This is a genomic window from Leptolyngbya sp. DQ-M1, assembly GCF_039962505.1.
Taxonomy (GTDB): Bacteria; Cyanobacteriota; Cyanobacteriia; order Leptolyngbyales; family Leptolyngbyaceae; genus Leptolyngbya.
Genome location: NZ_JAMPLJ010000001.1, coordinates 153,088 through 167,152, shown reverse-complemented (window position 1 = coordinate 167,152; position 14,065 = coordinate 153,088). Strand labels below are relative to the sequence as shown.

14 protein-coding genes are annotated in these 14,065 nt (G+C 46.8%); 9 read left to right on the top strand and 5 right to left on the bottom strand.

What is annotated here, in order from left to right; all coding sequences use genetic code 11:
• Nucleotides 1-20: 20 nt before the first annotated feature.
• The 4 genes from ugpC (at nt 21) to NC981_RS00740 (ending at nt 6,493) form a co-directional block, all read left to right on the top strand.
• Nucleotides 21-1,178, top strand: coding sequence for a sn-glycerol-3-phosphate ABC transporter ATP-binding protein UgpC (ugpC, locus tag NC981_RS00755; RefSeq protein ID WP_348241121.1), 1,158 nt, complete (start codon nt 21-23; stop codon nt 1,176-1,178).
• Nucleotides 1,135-2,643 (top strand): mannitol dehydrogenase family protein, encoded by a 1,509-nt coding sequence (locus NC981_RS00750; protein WP_348241120.1) that lies wholly within the window; start codon nt 1,135-1,137, stop codon nt 2,641-2,643. The genes ugpC and NC981_RS00750 overlap by 44 nt, the downstream gene beginning before the upstream one ends.
• A 602-nt stretch (nt 2,644-3,245) precedes the next feature.
• On the top strand, nt 3,246-3,878 hold the full coding sequence (locus NC981_RS00745; protein ID WP_348241119.1) for a pentapeptide repeat-containing protein: 633 nt from the start codon (nt 3,246-3,248) through the stop codon (nt 3,876-3,878).
• Between the two features lie 767 nt (nt 3,879-4,645).
• Nucleotides 4,646-6,493 (top strand): PAS domain S-box protein, encoded by a 1,848-nt coding sequence (locus NC981_RS00740; RefSeq protein WP_348241118.1) that lies wholly within the window; start codon nt 4,646-4,648, stop codon nt 6,491-6,493.
• A gap of 182 nt (nt 6,494-6,675) precedes the next feature.
• Here the strand turns inward: NC981_RS00740 and NC981_RS00735 are convergent, their stop codons facing one another.
• The 3 genes from NC981_RS00735 to NC981_RS00725 all read right to left on the bottom strand — a co-directional run bounded on the left by NC981_RS00735 (nt 6,676) and on the right by NC981_RS00725 (nt 10,330).
• A complete protein-coding gene (locus NC981_RS00735) occupies nt 6,676-6,963 on the bottom strand; it encodes a hypothetical protein (protein ID WP_348241117.1) in 288 nt (95 codons plus the stop codon).
• Between the two features lie 428 nt (nt 6,964-7,391).
• Entirely contained in the window at nt 7,392-8,459 is a 1,068-nt protein-coding gene (locus NC981_RS00730) for a hypothetical protein (RefSeq protein WP_348241116.1), read from the bottom strand.
• 1,103 nt (nt 8,460-9,562) lie between these two features.
• Nucleotides 9,563-10,330 (bottom strand): hypothetical protein, encoded by a 768-nt coding sequence (locus NC981_RS00725; RefSeq protein WP_348241115.1) that lies wholly within the window; start codon nt 10,328-10,330, stop codon nt 9,563-9,565.
• Nucleotides 10,331-10,493: 163 nt separating this feature from the next.
• Between NC981_RS00725 and NC981_RS00720 the strand changes: the two genes are divergently transcribed.
• The 5 genes from NC981_RS00720 to NC981_RS00700 all read left to right on the top strand — a co-directional run bounded on the left by NC981_RS00720 (nt 10,494) and on the right by NC981_RS00700 (nt 13,001).
• On the top strand, nt 10,494-10,871 hold the full coding sequence (locus NC981_RS00720; protein ID WP_348241114.1) for a hypothetical protein: 378 nt from the start codon (nt 10,494-10,496) through the stop codon (nt 10,869-10,871).
• Between the two features lie 275 nt (nt 10,872-11,146).
• On the top strand, nt 11,147-11,380 hold the full coding sequence (locus tag NC981_RS00715; RefSeq protein ID WP_348241113.1) for a hypothetical protein: 234 nt from the start codon (nt 11,147-11,149) through the stop codon (nt 11,378-11,380).
• Between the two features lie 19 nt (nt 11,381-11,399).
• Nucleotides 11,400-11,951, top strand: coding sequence for a helix-turn-helix domain-containing protein (locus NC981_RS00710; protein WP_348241112.1), 552 nt, complete (start codon nt 11,400-11,402; stop codon nt 11,949-11,951).
• Entirely contained in the window at nt 11,932-12,591 is a 660-nt protein-coding gene (locus NC981_RS00705) for a hypothetical protein (protein WP_348241111.1), read from the top strand. Before NC981_RS00710 ends, NC981_RS00705 begins: the two co-directional genes overlap by 20 nt.
• 92 nt (nt 12,592-12,683) lie before the next feature.
• A complete protein-coding gene (locus NC981_RS00700; protein WP_348241110.1) occupies nt 12,684-13,001 on the top strand; it encodes a hypothetical protein in 318 nt (105 codons plus the stop codon).
• On the opposite strand, the gene NC981_RS00695 is transcribed toward NC981_RS00700, so the two are convergent.
• A complete protein-coding gene (locus tag NC981_RS00695) occupies nt 12,951-13,325 on the bottom strand; it encodes a hypothetical protein (protein ID WP_348241109.1) in 375 nt (124 codons plus the stop codon). The genes NC981_RS00700 and NC981_RS00695 overlap by 51 nt on opposite strands.
• Nucleotides 13,316-13,912 (bottom strand): phage integrase SAM-like domain-containing protein, encoded by a 597-nt coding sequence (locus tag NC981_RS00690; RefSeq protein WP_348241108.1) that lies wholly within the window; start codon nt 13,910-13,912, stop codon nt 13,316-13,318. Before NC981_RS00690 ends, NC981_RS00695 begins: the two co-directional genes overlap by 10 nt.
• Between the last annotated feature and the right edge of the window lie 153 nt (nt 13,913-14,065).

The window sequence follows — 14,065 nt, the reverse complement described above, 5'->3', positions numbered from 1 at the left end:
ATCATTGATAGGAGCAGTTCATGTCTACAGTTACTTTAAGAAATATCCATAAACGGTACACCGATACTGAAGTCATCAAGGGCGTTGATCTAGACATTCACGATCGTGAGTTTGTTGTGTTCGTCGGTCCCTCTGGCTGCGGAAAATCAACGTTACTTCGGATGATTGCGGGATTGGAAGAAATCTCCTCTGGCGATCTGTTCATCGATGAACAACGAGTGAATGATGTGCCGCCGGACAAGCGCGGATTGGCAATGGTGTTCCAGACCTATGCGCTCTATCCCCACATGACAGTGGCAGAAAATATGGCATTCAGTCTACGGCTCTCTGGTATGCCAAAAGCGCGACGACTAGAACGGGCGCGAGATGTTGCTCGTATCCTTCAATTAGAACCCCTCTTGAATCGGAAACCGAAAGAGCTATCGGGTGGTCAACGTCAACGGGTCGCGATCGGTCGGGCACTCGTTCGGAATCCGAAGGTGTTTTTGTTTGACGAACCCTTGTCAAACTTAGATGCAGCTTTGCGAGTGCAGATGCGGCTAGAACTATCGAGCTTACACGATAGCTTGCAATCTACAATGATTTATGTGACGCACGATCAGGTAGAAGCAATGACGCTTGCCGATAAGATTGTTGTCTTGCAGAGCGGCATTGTGGAACAGGTAGGGTCGCCACTGGAGCTATATCATCATCCCCGGAATCTATTCGTGGCTGGATTTATTGGTTCACCTAAAATGAACTTTCTCCCAGTTACAGTATCAGCCGTCAATGATTCCGGTACAACAGTTCAACTTCCAGGCGGTACTCGCGTCACAATTCCAGTTAGACCTGGAAGCCTCTCCACTGGAGATAGCGCAACCTTAGGAATTCGACCAGAGCATTTAGGACTGGATCACAACAATCCAACCTTAACAGGTGAGGTACTTGTGGTAGAACAACTGGGTGGAGAAACATTTCTCTATGTCAGGATTGCTGGCGGTGACACATTGGTTGTGCAAACTGATGGTGACAATCCTAGTCGTACACACGATCGTGCATTTATCCAGGTGAATGGCGAACTTTGCCATCTGTTCAATCAAAACGGTGAGGCTGTTCCCAAGGCTCGTCGTCACCATTTAACACTGGATGACTCCCATGAACCACAATATCAAAACAGAATCAGCCATCAAGCTGAATGAAGCATCACTTGCTCGTTTAACGAGTGATGTTCGCATTCCCCAATATGATCGTCATCAAATCACAAATGGAATTATCCACATTGGTGTAGGCGGATTTCATCGAACCCATCAAGCGCTCTATCTTGACGATTACTTTCACCAGCATCCCAACAGTGATTGGGGCATTTGTGGAGTTGGCTTGCTGGAATTCGATCATCGGATGCGAGATGCTTTGAAGTCACAAGATTGCTTATACACCTTAGTAGAGCGATCGCCCGAAAGCGATAATGCTAGGGTCATTGGTTCTATTACACAGTACCTATTCGCACCAGAGAATCGGCAAGCTGTGATTGACGCATTAGCCCATCCCCAATGCCGTATTGTGACACTCACGATTACAGAAGGAGGTTACTACTATATCGAGGGCAGCGGTGATTTTGATGTCAATCACCCAACGATTCAGCATGATTTACAACATCCAGATGAACCCATTGGTGTATATGGCTTTTTGATTGCTGCACTAGATCAGCGTCGTAAACAGGGATTAGCGCCCTTTACTGTCCTGTCTTGTGATAACTTGCAGGGGAACGGCAATATTGTCAAAAAAATGCTAACGACTTTCGCAGAAATGCGCGATCCAGAGTTAGGTCGTTGGATTGCTGACCATGTTGCCTTTCCAAACTGTATGGTCGATCGCATTACTCCCGCTACCACTCCATCGGATATCGAAATGGTTCGGCACCAGTTTGGCATTGAGGATGCTTTTCCAGCCGTTGCCGAACCTTTTCTTCAGTGGGTGATCGAAGATAACTTCTGTTCAGGTAGACCAGAACTCGAAGTGGTGGGCGTTCAATTTACGAATAATGTTCATCCTTACGAGATGATGAAAATCCGCCTGCTCAACGCTAGCCATCTGCTCATTGGCTACCTAGGCACACTGATGGGCTACTCCTATGTCCATGAAACGATGGCAGATCGGTTAATTCGACAAGCAGTTGAACAGTTGATGGAGGAAGTGACGTCCACCCTTCAGCCTGTTCCTGGAATTGATTTGGACAACTATAAAAAGACGTTGATTGAGCGATTTGCAAATCCCAAAATCCGAGATCAGCTTCCACGCTTGTGTCTCAATAGTTCAGCTAAGTTACCTAAGTGGGTGCTCAGTTCACTGCGGGAGAAACTACAGCAGGGTGGATCAATTGACTATTTAAGTTTGACGATCGCTGCTTGGTTCCGCTATTTAAATAGGCAGGATGACCAGAAGAAGCCAATTTCAATTGATGATCCAATGGCAGATGCTCTAACTCAACGTGCCCAAGCAGGCGGTTCCAACCCCAGTAGCCTCCTCAGGTTATCTGAACTTTTTGGCGATCTCCCACAGTCTTTGCGTTTCGTTGAGACAGTCACGAATCATCTCCGCAATCTATATGACGTCGGAGCAAAAGAAACCTTAATAGGGCTGCTTCAAGTTCATATTATGAGGTGAAATGTATTTAGAGGTCATTGGATAGTATCGGAGTGCAACCAGCTGAACAGGCTCAGGACCAGGAGCCATGATGTAACTCAATTGCACCAAGTTTTGTTGCACTAGTACGATCGCTCGATGCCAAATACATTAGTGAGGTTCTATGACGCTCTTATTGAGCACTGGGTGATCCCTGAAAGCCTTACCCAGAAGCGACAAAACCCCCTGCTAGAGGAGGTTCTGTCAATCGGAGCGGCGGGATTTGAACCCACGACCCCTACTACCCCAAAGTAGAAAAAATATTGTAAAAACTGCTTATTCACAGCAGTTTTTGTCTTCCACTCAGACTGGTATACCAAAAAATATTCCAATCTCTATAAGAACACTATAGGAATTGGAATATTTTTTGTACCAGTCTGACTTGTTTGAATTCAAACATTTGAGACCGCACTCAATCTGGGAACGCTAAACTCGTCTCTTATTCCCAATGGTGATGGAAGAAATCGATTTTTTAATGAACTCTGAACCCGCGATCGCGCCGATGCTGATCGGAGCAGGGCTGTATTCTGGCGTTAATGCTTTGGCTAGTGGCTTGGGGATTTGTAGCTGAGTGGTGGGATTTGATGTATCCTGAACTGTTCATCCAGAACCGAAGCTATTTTGTGCAGCAACCCTCCTCGCCGCCGCCTAAACCAGTTCCTCTTTCTCAGTCTCGAACGAAATTAACCCGCTTGAACAATAAGATTGAATCACCCAGCGCTGTTCGATTGCGCTGGATGCATGGGGCGGGAAAAAGGCTGTTTGGTCTACTCTGGAGGACTTTCTTTAAGTCCTCAGATTGCTCTGCGCTTCCGACTCATATTGCAGGGGATGTGCCTTTTCACCTGTTGCAGCAAGGACAAATTCAAGCTTGGAACAGATGGATGAGCCAACGCAACTTCCCCCAGCTGAGCAACACTATCGACCTCAGCGGTACCGATCTCAGCAGAGCTAATCTCCGGGGTGCCTACCTCTTCAATGCCAACCTCAGCGGTGCCGACCTCAGCAGGGCTAATCTCCAGGGTGCTTACCTCTTCAATACTAACTTCAGCGGCGCCGACCTCAGCGAAGCTAATCTCCGGGGTGCCGATCTCAGCGAAGCCAATCTCAGCGAAGCCAATCTCAGCAGGGCTAACCTCAGCGGTGCCGATCTCAACGGCGCGAATCTCAAGGGTGCTGGTCTCGATGGTGTAATCGTAGAGAGCACTTTTTGGTGAAGAAAAAATTCTTTACGGCTCTGAATGCAGTGGTTTTAGAGAACGCGATCGGTGTCGTTAATTTCGCGATCATATTTTCTAACCGCTTAAGTCGAGACTTGAAGCTATGCGAGATTAAACGCCCTCCAGAAGGATAGGGTTCCTTCCTCACCTTCAAGCTTTTAAGATGCATTTACCCTGTACTAACCCCACGTTCATTTGACGAGCTACCGGAGAGAACTTAAAAACATCTACGTCTTAAGGCTCAAATATAAAAAAAAGTCTATGCAAAACAAGATTTCAGAGCAGTTGCTGAGCTAAACTACAACCGGATAAGCAAATATACTCCCTATACTGCCTCTGTAAATTCTGGCTCGCCAGACAGAGAGGCGATGGGTTTACTAATTTCTTGTGCTTGTTTTTAAATTCAACCGTTATTTATGCGAACCAGTCAGCAAATTACGACAGAAATTGAGCAAAAGTTCGGGTTCTTCCCCCCTTTTTTCTCTCCTGCCTTACAGACTCCTCAAGTATTAGAAAATTTATGGCAACAAACCTGTTCTGCCTACGTTGACAATCCCCTTCCCGCCCTCTTCAAGGAGAAATTGTCTGCCTATCTATCGCGTTTCTGTCCAGTTCCATACTGCTTGGTGTGCCACACCTGCTCACTCCGGGAGTTGGGAATGCAAGCGCAGGAAATATTAATGCTGCTTGAGACGGCTCCCCCAACTGCCCAAGCTGTAGATGAGCATCTTCGGCTCCTGACTGCTCAAAACGAGTTATTGAGAGTGTTATCCCAGCTTAATGCAGTTCTCGAAGCAAGTCTTCTGGATTGTGCCATCTTTATTGCCTTGCATACAGATGAGGCTGACAGCTGTCGGCAGGCGTTGCGGTGTGTTTTAGGGAGCGAGAACTACCAATATCTAGTCACCTTTATTGCTTATGTCAAAACCTGCCATGAGTGGATGGAGGCGCACTCAGAAGTATCATACGCGACGGATAAGCGAGCTCAAGATCATCTTAATGGCTTAATTTCTGAAGAGCCTCAGATCGCACACTTTTTCGAGACGTATTGGGACAGAGCTAAACAAGAACGACTCGAGTGGTTGAAGAAGCAGTCAACTGTAGGATTGCAAGCAGATGAGTTGCCTCAGTCGCCCTTTGCCCAAGCGTTTCACTTTGCTTCGGAGGGCATTTTGCTCAGCGATCCCAATCAGCCTGATAATCCTATCATCTACGCAAATCCTGCCTTCTCAAAGCTGACAGGGTATGAACTCGAGGAGATTAGAGGTTCCAATTGTCGATTTTTACAGGGTTCAGACACTGATCCAGAAGTTGTCGCGCAAATTCGTGAGGCGATTGTACAACAACGGGAAATTCAAGCCACGCTTTTGAATTATCGTAAAGATGGTCAGCCCTTTTGGAATGAGCTCAAACTTGCTCCTGTGCGCGCAGATACAGGTCAGCTGCTCTATTTCGTTGGGATTCAAACCGATGTCACCGAGCGAAAAGAGAGTGACGCACAACTGCAAGCAAAAGCCACCCTTCTGGATCAGTCACAGAATGCCATTCTTCTGCTGAGCTTAGACCATCGGATTCTGTTTTGGAATAGCAGTGCAACTCGATTATTCGGTTGGACGGCTGATGAAGCAGTAGGATGTTGCTTTGACAACCTAATTTTTGAAGGGGTTTCTCCGCAACTTCACCAAGCTCAATCCCTGGTTCTTGAACAGGGAGCGTGGCAGGGTGAGCTGCAGCATCGCGCAAAAGATGGTCGAAAAGTCATTGTTGACAGCTATTGGACATTAATCCGTGTTTCAGTAGGACAGCCTCAATCTATTCTCGTCAGTAGCACCAATATTACTGAGAGAAAGCAGACCGAAGCGCTACATCAACGCATTCAACGGTTTGAAAGCATTAGCACGGTAACGAGTGGGATGGCGCATCATCTCAACAATGCGTTGACGCCTGTCCTGATGTCAATCCACCTACTGGCGAGCAGACTGACCGACGAACAGAGCAGAAGACTTTTGACAATTCTGGAACAAAACACAAAGCGTAGTGCTGATGTCATCGAGCAGGTCTTGTCCTTTGTGGGAGGGCTGAAGGGCAATAGAAGTCCCCTAGCCGTGGCGTTCTGGCTATTGGAAATAACAGAGAGCCTTGAGCAAAATTTTCCAGGCAATATCCAAGTTCAAACAGATGTTGCAGTTGACCTTTGGACCATTGCTGGAGACCCATCGCAACTCCATCAAATGCTGCTGAATCTTTGCCAAAATGCATGTGATGCGATGCCAGACGGCGGCATTTTACGCATCTCTGCAGAAAACACATGGGTTGATGCAAATCTAGCTCGCACAAGTATAGATGCTTCAACCGGTGCCTATGTGGTGCTAACTGTCTCTGATACTGGAATTGGCATACCGCCTGAGAACTTGAATCGGATCTTTGAACCCTTCTTCACAACCAAAGCGTTTGGGAAGGGGACAGGGCTCGGGCTATCCCTAGTGGTAGGAATTGTCAAAGGGCATGGAGGGTTCATCACCGTAGAAAGTGAACCCCACAAAGGTGCTCAATTCAAAATCTACTTACCTGCTCTGGAATCACAACTACGGGTGCTTGCGAACTTTTGGTGATTTGGGCTCGGAAAGGCTATTCAGCCGTTGACTTTGGGCTCCTGCCTGCAAGAGCCCAAACAGCTTGACGTGCGATCGGGCTTCTTGTAGATCACCAAATTTGAGTTGATTCTGAAATGGTGGTGATCAAACCCCCTCTAAAATGGCTGAAATGCTGATTAACTAAGGTTTCGTTGTGGTGTTCAAACGATAGCGATCGCCCCCCAGATGCACTGCACCTGTTTTCCTTGAGAGCCAATGCTCCGCATTCTATCCGTGAACAGAACTTCTCCAGTTGTGCGGAATGTTGAAGCGACACACAGTTCCGCCTCTGTCAGAATCCCGCTCTTAGCGATCGTCTGGACTGCTGTTTGATTTGCACCTGCGACACGAGCAAAAAGATCGGAAACAATTCGCTCCAATTCCCCAACTCGATCGGCAAGGTTCGGTGATGGAGTATCGCCCAAATATTGCGCAATCGTATCCCCCAAATAATTCTCATCATCGTGAGCGGTATAGTCCCCCTCAGCTATGCGATCGCTCGGGTGACTGACGAGTTTTGACTATGACAGGCAGGCGGAAAATGGTGCGTTCAGATTTCGCCAAGCGGTGAAGAAAAAGTTCTCTACGGTTCTGAATGTAGTGGATTTAGATAGCGCGATCGATGCTCGTTAATTTGTGTGAGCGACCTATCAATAACTCTGACCCCGCGATCGCGCCTATGACGACTGGTTGATACTTGGGTTAGTAGCTTGGGGATTTCTGGCAGAGCGGCGGGATTGATGAGCGGTTACGGCGCGATCGTTCCTTAGATGTGGGAATTCTTGAGCCATCCCAACTACTCAAACCTCTGTAACTACGGCACAATTGCTGTCTGAATTTGCCCGGACTATTGTTAATGCAATAATTCGTTCAAAACCTACGGCATGCTAAGGGTAATACCTACTGGCTCCCAACCGCCAGCATTCGGCGTAGCGCTGGAAGCCTTTTCAGTGCCCGGAATAAACAAAAGACTCGCTTCACCGATCGCCTCTCCCGGCATCAGCCCAAAAAGCGGGTTAAACTTACGGTCTTCTTTCATCTTGAGCGCTTTGTCGCCCGTTGTAGCAGTGATTCGGTAGCGTCCAAGCGGAATATTGTGAATACTGAAATTACCCTTAAACCCGATCGGCTGGCGAATGACGAAAGTTCTTCCCGCTGTACCGTCAAGCATGTTGCCTTCGGGCGTTAAGGTGATTTCGATAATCGAATCTTCGACAATGCTGCCTGCAGCTATATTGGGGTCGGTCTTTTCGCGTGTGTAATAAGAGACGCGAATCGAACCCCCGTAATAACTTGATGAGACATACGGATTTTGGCTGACATTTTCAGGGCTGGTAATGCCATAAGGCAGCAGCACAAAGTTTTCCACCGCACCATCAACGGTTGTAAAACTTTCCAATTTTCCGTCCACTGGATGCAGACCCATTGCTGCGATGCCGTCGCCCCATTTGAGTTGATAACCTGCATTGTAGTAATGCGCCGAACCTTTCGGAACGGCAAACTCATAATACCCGTTTGCGTCGGTTTCGCCCTGCGCACCTGAATAATGACCGGCAAAATACGAAGCACGAATCCCGATGGTCGCGCCCTTCAGAGGATTTCCCGACAAATCTTTCACATAACCGCGCACTTTTCCAGCCTTTGGCGCAAGCTGAGGAAAATTCGGCATCGCTGGTGTTTTGTCGCCCATCACGTTGACGAAATGCGCATCACGCTCAACGTTCAAAACCGTCGGTGTGCCACCCGATGACGTCGAAGCGGTTTGGTTGTTCATCCGATTTGTCAAAGTTAAGTCTAGACTAGAAGGATCGTCAAACTGGGTATGGTCGACAGTGGAACCATCGACTGATGCGCCGTTTAAGACGACTCCAGCTTTCGGAACCGATGCAAAAGAAAAAACACCTAGGGTAGTCAGGAGAGCGATCGTGCAGAATTGACGGTTCATGGTTGACCTCTTGTTGTGTTCGTAAAGTTGAGATGCAGCGAAGTCCTGAATGTCAGTGGTTTGCCTGATATCGCTCAAGATAGAGAATAAATGGGGAGAACTAGAGAAGAAGCATGACAGCTGGTTTCAGAATAAACGGGGAGAACTAGAGGAGAAGCATGACAGCTGGTTTCAGACGAATGGTCGGACAACCACTCCTTACTCCGATGAAATAGACTTACACCGCTTCATTCGTCTATTTCACAGCTGAGAAATGGAAGCTATGCAACGGAGAGACTTGAGATACTAGATAACCATAAGCAGCCATAGCCTCTCATCATCCGCTTCGCTGCGTCAGGGAGGTGTGCTGTGATTCTGTGAACGGATTATTTGTCGCTGTGCCTTTAATCTCTAATGGTCAAGCCGCTTCGTCACTAGAGCATTCAACCACGGAGCCTGGCTCCGATGTCTGAGATCGTCACTCTGCCACACGCTGACAATGTTCAACTAAGGATGAGCGCTCATCGCGTCACTAATCCGGGTTGTGTCGCATCTTTTAATCCTGAAACAGTGTCTTTGTGCTTCCCGATCGCTCTTGCGTATTCACTCAACCCGCCACAATCAAAAAGCCCTGACCTTTAGGATTGCCTTTATTTTTACGGCTCACCGTAAAAAGCCTGAGACTCATACGAGATTCAAGATAAGACCATTAATAAGTCTGGTTAATGAGTACATCTGCTCTGTCCCGGTGCGATGCGTTGATCGAATTTGGGGGAACGCGATCGCAACTTAGTCCAAATAGTTCAGTTTTAGTCCAGGCTTTAAGACGACGAATTAAAAAAGCGTACAATTCTTATTTTGCAGACGGTCTTGATTTAGAAATATTGTTGAACTTCTGCTGTGCGAGCAGAAGTTCAAAGCATTTTTCAGGAAATCCTGGACTCGTCAACGCCCGAAACCCTATATAAATCAGGGGATTCAGCGATTTAAGGTGCAATACAAATCTGGACTATTTTTTGCGCCGTTAGTCCGGCTTATCCAGAGCAGAAGGCTTAAGCAGTTCTTATCGATTCATTCAGAGAAAACCTCTCTCGATCCGGTTCCAAAAACGAAAGACTTTCACTTTACGCTGTTTTTGTCTTTAACCGAGAATTATTGAGGTATGGGAGATAAATACATTCACTATCATGAAGGCAAAAGAAATGATAGAGATTTTTTTCAATTGGATACTTGTGATAGGTCTGGTACAAATCATCTTCTTCAGTGTGTAAATTAAGTCTAAGAAGAATAACAGGATTTTGGTTGATACCTTGATAAGCTTTGATTGCTCCAATTTGCTGAAACGGAAGAATAGCTGTATAGAAAGATTGATGCTTGGGAACGACTCCAATTACAAGGTCATCTAACTGCAAATACTGTTTTGCATATAGATACATGATTTTATTGAGATGTAACGGAATAGTAAAATCTCTGTATCTAAAATTAGGGTCTGATGCCAACGCTCCAATTTCTGCAAATCGCCGTTTTTGATGACGAATAGTAGCAAGTTCTTCCTGATAAATACAGTCCATAGGTAAGCCTAATTCGGAATCAGGAGACAGAGCCATTGTTGTTACTACTTTGTCATTGTGTACACCAATAAATATTGTTGAATTTTGTAAGACGTGAAGGGGATGAAGTCGCATTCCTGAAGGATGAGGATTCATGTATTCTATTTGAATATAGGCATTATAAACTAGCTTAAATGCCTGCTCTAACTCTGACTTAGTTTCTGCAATCTTAAATATAAGATTACCAAGTTTACTCTCATCAATTTTGATTTTTTCTCTTAATGCTGAAGCTTTTGAAGCTTGAGAGGTAACTACTGATGGGCTATTTTTTACGGTTAACAATGCTCTAAACCTCAGTTCGATATTTTTATAGATTAGGAAACAATCGGGGAGAACTAGGGGACACTGGCGATCGAGAATCTACGCAAAGTCGAGGATGTTTTAGGCGTAGATTTTGGGGTGAGTTTCGATGAACTGGCGCAAACGAGATCAGAGGTAAAAGTTAATGCCTGAGTCATTCGAGAAGCAAACGCTTAAAACGATCGTTGATCTGCTGTCAGTCATGCGAGATAACGACAATCGAAACTTTGATCGCGTCACCGCATCGATCGACGCTCTTGCGCTTAACATTGCCCAATTGGCAGCACAACAGAAGCAGACATCTGCGAATTTAGAAAAATGGGGCGAACGTACCGAGAAATCGATCGATAGATTAACTGAGGCAATTCGAGAAACGAATCAAGCAATCAATGGACATCTGGCGGTAGCTCAGCAGCAGAGCGCAAACATCGAAGCGCTAACAAGACTTGCGACCGTTCTCGTCTCTCGCACTGCCTACTTCGCAAAATTTCCAAGCATTCCTACCAAATTTCTAAAGCCATAAATCTCGTAAACGTAGACATAGCAAACATCCTGCGGATCGAGGCAGTTTCGATCGTTGGACTAAGGCGTGATCGGTGTTGGTCCAGAATTGGTGCGATCAAATTTATCGGCTCAACTTATCGATCAACTTTTTTCTTTCCAGAAATCCTGTAATTGTCCCCAATCTATCGAGAGGAAATGCCACCCCATTCAAGCGAGTGGCGACCAGTTCTAGTGCGATCGTACTTATCGCAAGAAAAGCAGGGGATAATAGAGCAAATGTTCTAACCATAGATTATGAGCAATCGAGATTTAATTTTGTCACTGCATCAAAACATCGAGGAACTGAAGCGCCGTCATCCCGATCGCTGGCAAATGATGTTGAACTCGATTTCAACTAATCCTAATTGTCCCTTCGTTGAAATGAGCCGAGAGCAAGTCCCAGCAGCGGCAGCGACAAAAGCACCTAAGATCGAGTTCTCTGAAGAGAGAATCAACGAAATTATGCGGCAGGTGCGCGAGGGATATTAAACGCATAACAAAGGAATGCATGAGCGGACGTGACAGACGATCTAAAATTCAGCGCGATCGCGATCGTGCCACAGTCGCGGAACTGCGCTTAAAAGGCTGGACTCAGCAGCAAATTGCTGACTATTTAGAGTTGGATCAGTCCACAGTTTCGCGTGATCTGAAATCTTTAGAGCGACATTGGCAAGAATCATCGTTGAGAGATTTCGACGCGGAACGGGGAATGCAACGAGATCGGCTCGACTTGTTAGAGCGCGAGTATTGGCAGGCATGGGAGCGATCGCAAGAGTCAAAAGAAACCTCGATCCGTGAGCAATTACGGAATGCGATCGCAAGTGAAGAAGGCGGCTCGATTGCCGGGGATGGTCGCGTTAAGATTGCCACTCGAACCGAGCAGAAAACCGGTGATCCACAGTTCCTTAATGGCGTGGCAAAAGTGATTACAGAGCGGTCGAAGTTGCTAGGGTTGTATCCCGATGGACATCGAGATCGCAGTGCGGAAGACAACCTTAAAAACTATCTCCAATACCTCTCAGAAAAGCAGGATAAGCCAGATGCCAGTCCGAATCAGTGAGTTTGCCCGTGATCGTAATCTGCTCAACACTCCCTTATGGGACAAGCAAAGCGAGATTCTTGAAGGCTTTTTTACTCAGCAGAGTTCGATCGGCGTTTGGGCATTGGGACGCAGAAGCGGTAAAACCTTGATGGCAGCGATCGCGGCAGTGTATGCCGGAACGATGCTGGCAGATGCGTACAAAAAGTATCTACGCTCCGGTGAGCGGTTCTACATCATTACGGTCGCTAACACGATTGACCAGGCGCGGATCGCGTTAGGCAATATCAAGGATTTAGTGAATGGCTCTCCTATTCTGAAGCCAATGATCGAACGCGAGACCGCAGATACTTTAGAGCTATCAAACGGCTGTGTATTCCGCGCCATGCCTGCGAGTAGTCGATCGGGACGGGGGATGGCGTGCCCGTTCATCATTTTTGACGAGTTAGCCTTCGCGATCGATACCGATGGAAACCAAAGCGGTTCTAGTCTCTATCAAGCGTTAGCGCCTTCTACCGCGCAGTTTGGCAAGTTAGGCAAGATTCTATTGCTATCCTCACCGTGGATTCAGCAGGGGATATTCTGGGATTTATTTCAGCAAGCGCGATCGGGCAAGTTTGCCTATATGCAGGCGGTTCAACTGCCTTCATGGGAGGATTGACGCGATCGCACGTAGACCCGGTGCGGCGAAGCTGCTGCAACTTGCAGAGAAAGCACTAAATCTTTACGCAGAATATAAGGTGAATCGAAATCATGGCGGCTGAACACAAATTTTTTGAGCTAATCGAGGTTATCAGTCAAGAGCAACTGCTGTCATATCTGGACTGGGGTGCCACTGCGATGTGGGAGCAAATTGCACTCAAGGATGACCCATTTGCATGGATTAATGGCGTTCACTATTTCCAACCAATCCCCAAAGGTAAAGTCACATTCAACAAGCGGATGATTGAAGTGTGGCTGACAGCAAAGTGCCAGAAAGACCCTGACTTGCATATAACCGCAATCCAACGGTTTCAGGAATTACACCCCGGAGCCGTTCCCGTCAGAGGTGGGAGGAAGAATATCGCCTAAGATATCTGGCAACGTTGCCTTACTTGGAATGTAGTGACCATAGTGTTCAAAAATCATTTTGAGAGACGTGCGCGTGTATTTTGCAACCGTAGCGGGATCTTCACCTTGTTTCAGCCAATAGCTGATGAGGGTATGACGAGAGGTATTTGGTTTGCGGTAGGGGATGTCTAGCTCGCTGAGAACGGTTTTCCAAGCTCGGTTGCGAAAGTTTGCGTTATCCATATATCCACCCTTTCGAGGCGTTGGAAAGATTAGCGCTTCTGGCTTGACGTCGATCGCACGTCTTCTCAATAGCATTTGCTGAAGACTTTTACTTAGTGGCACAAAACCCGCTTCACCTGCCTTAATTTGCGTAAATCCCCACGGTTGTAGGCTTTTCCAAACCAAATTTGGGAACAGTCTTCTGTGACATCACCCCAAGTGAGCGCGATCGCTTCCTCAATTCGACATCCAGTACAAAGCAAGAATTCTGCATAATCCGCATAGTAGCTATATTCTGGGTGCGTTCTGAAATGCTGGATGATGCGCTGCACTTCCTGAGCTGTAAAAGGTTGAGGTTTTTTAACCTTGCCGCGTGGAACTTGTTTAACGATCTCGATCCAGGGATTCTCGCTAACCATCTTCCGAGCGATCGCCCACTCCCAAGCGGTTTTGATTGCGCTTAAGTATTGCTTGAGCGTAATCGGCGCAAGTTTCTCTGACAGCCAAGATTTAAACTTCTCGCAGTCGGATTCTGTCAAATTCCCGGCATAGCGCTCTCGGAAGTAAGTCTTAAGGTTGCTAAGTACCCCGTGATACTTGTCTAACGTTTGGTTCGCGATTTTTCCGCGCTTGTATTCAATGTGTCGTTCAAACAATTCATATACCTTGATTGGCGTATTGCCATGCTTCTCCGAGCGGTATTTGAACAACGTTGGACAAACATTCCATACTCGATATCGCGTTCGATCACAGACGCTCTCATTTGCGCTTGAGCACGATTTGTGGCGTTATCTCTGAGACCCAAGCTTAAACAGTACCGCTTCCGCTCATGCGTCCAACGCAGGCGCAAATTTCCGCGCATC

What these genes read in the sequence shown, in the direction of transcription:
- ugpC (WP_348241121.1), top strand. Translation starts at nt 21, where the DNA reads ATGTCTACAGTTACTTTAAGAAATATCCATAAACGGTACACCGATACT.
- NC981_RS00750 (WP_348241120.1), top strand. Translation starts at nt 1,135, where the DNA reads ATGAACCACAATATCAAAACAGAATCAGCCATCAAGCTGAATGAAGCA.
- NC981_RS00745 (WP_348241119.1), top strand. Translation starts at nt 3,246, where the DNA reads ATGTATCCTGAACTGTTCATCCAGAACCGAAGCTATTTTGTGCAGCAA.
- NC981_RS00730 (WP_348241116.1), bottom strand. Translation starts at nt 8,459, where the DNA reads ATGAACCGTCAATTCTGCACGATCGCTCTCCTGACTACCCTAGGTGTT.
- NC981_RS00720 (WP_348241114.1), top strand. Translation starts at nt 10,494, where the DNA reads ATGCCTGAGTCATTCGAGAAGCAAACGCTTAAAACGATCGTTGATCTG.
- NC981_RS00715 (WP_348241113.1), top strand. Translation starts at nt 11,147, where the DNA reads ATGAGCAATCGAGATTTAATTTTGTCACTGCATCAAAACATCGAGGAA.
- NC981_RS00710 (WP_348241112.1), top strand. Translation starts at nt 11,400, where the DNA reads ATGAGCGGACGTGACAGACGATCTAAAATTCAGCGCGATCGCGATCGT.
- NC981_RS00705 (WP_348241111.1), top strand. Translation starts at nt 11,932, where the DNA reads ATGCCAGTCCGAATCAGTGAGTTTGCCCGTGATCGTAATCTGCTCAAC.
- NC981_RS00700 (WP_348241110.1), top strand. Translation starts at nt 12,684, where the DNA reads ATGGCGGCTGAACACAAATTTTTTGAGCTAATCGAGGTTATCAGTCAA.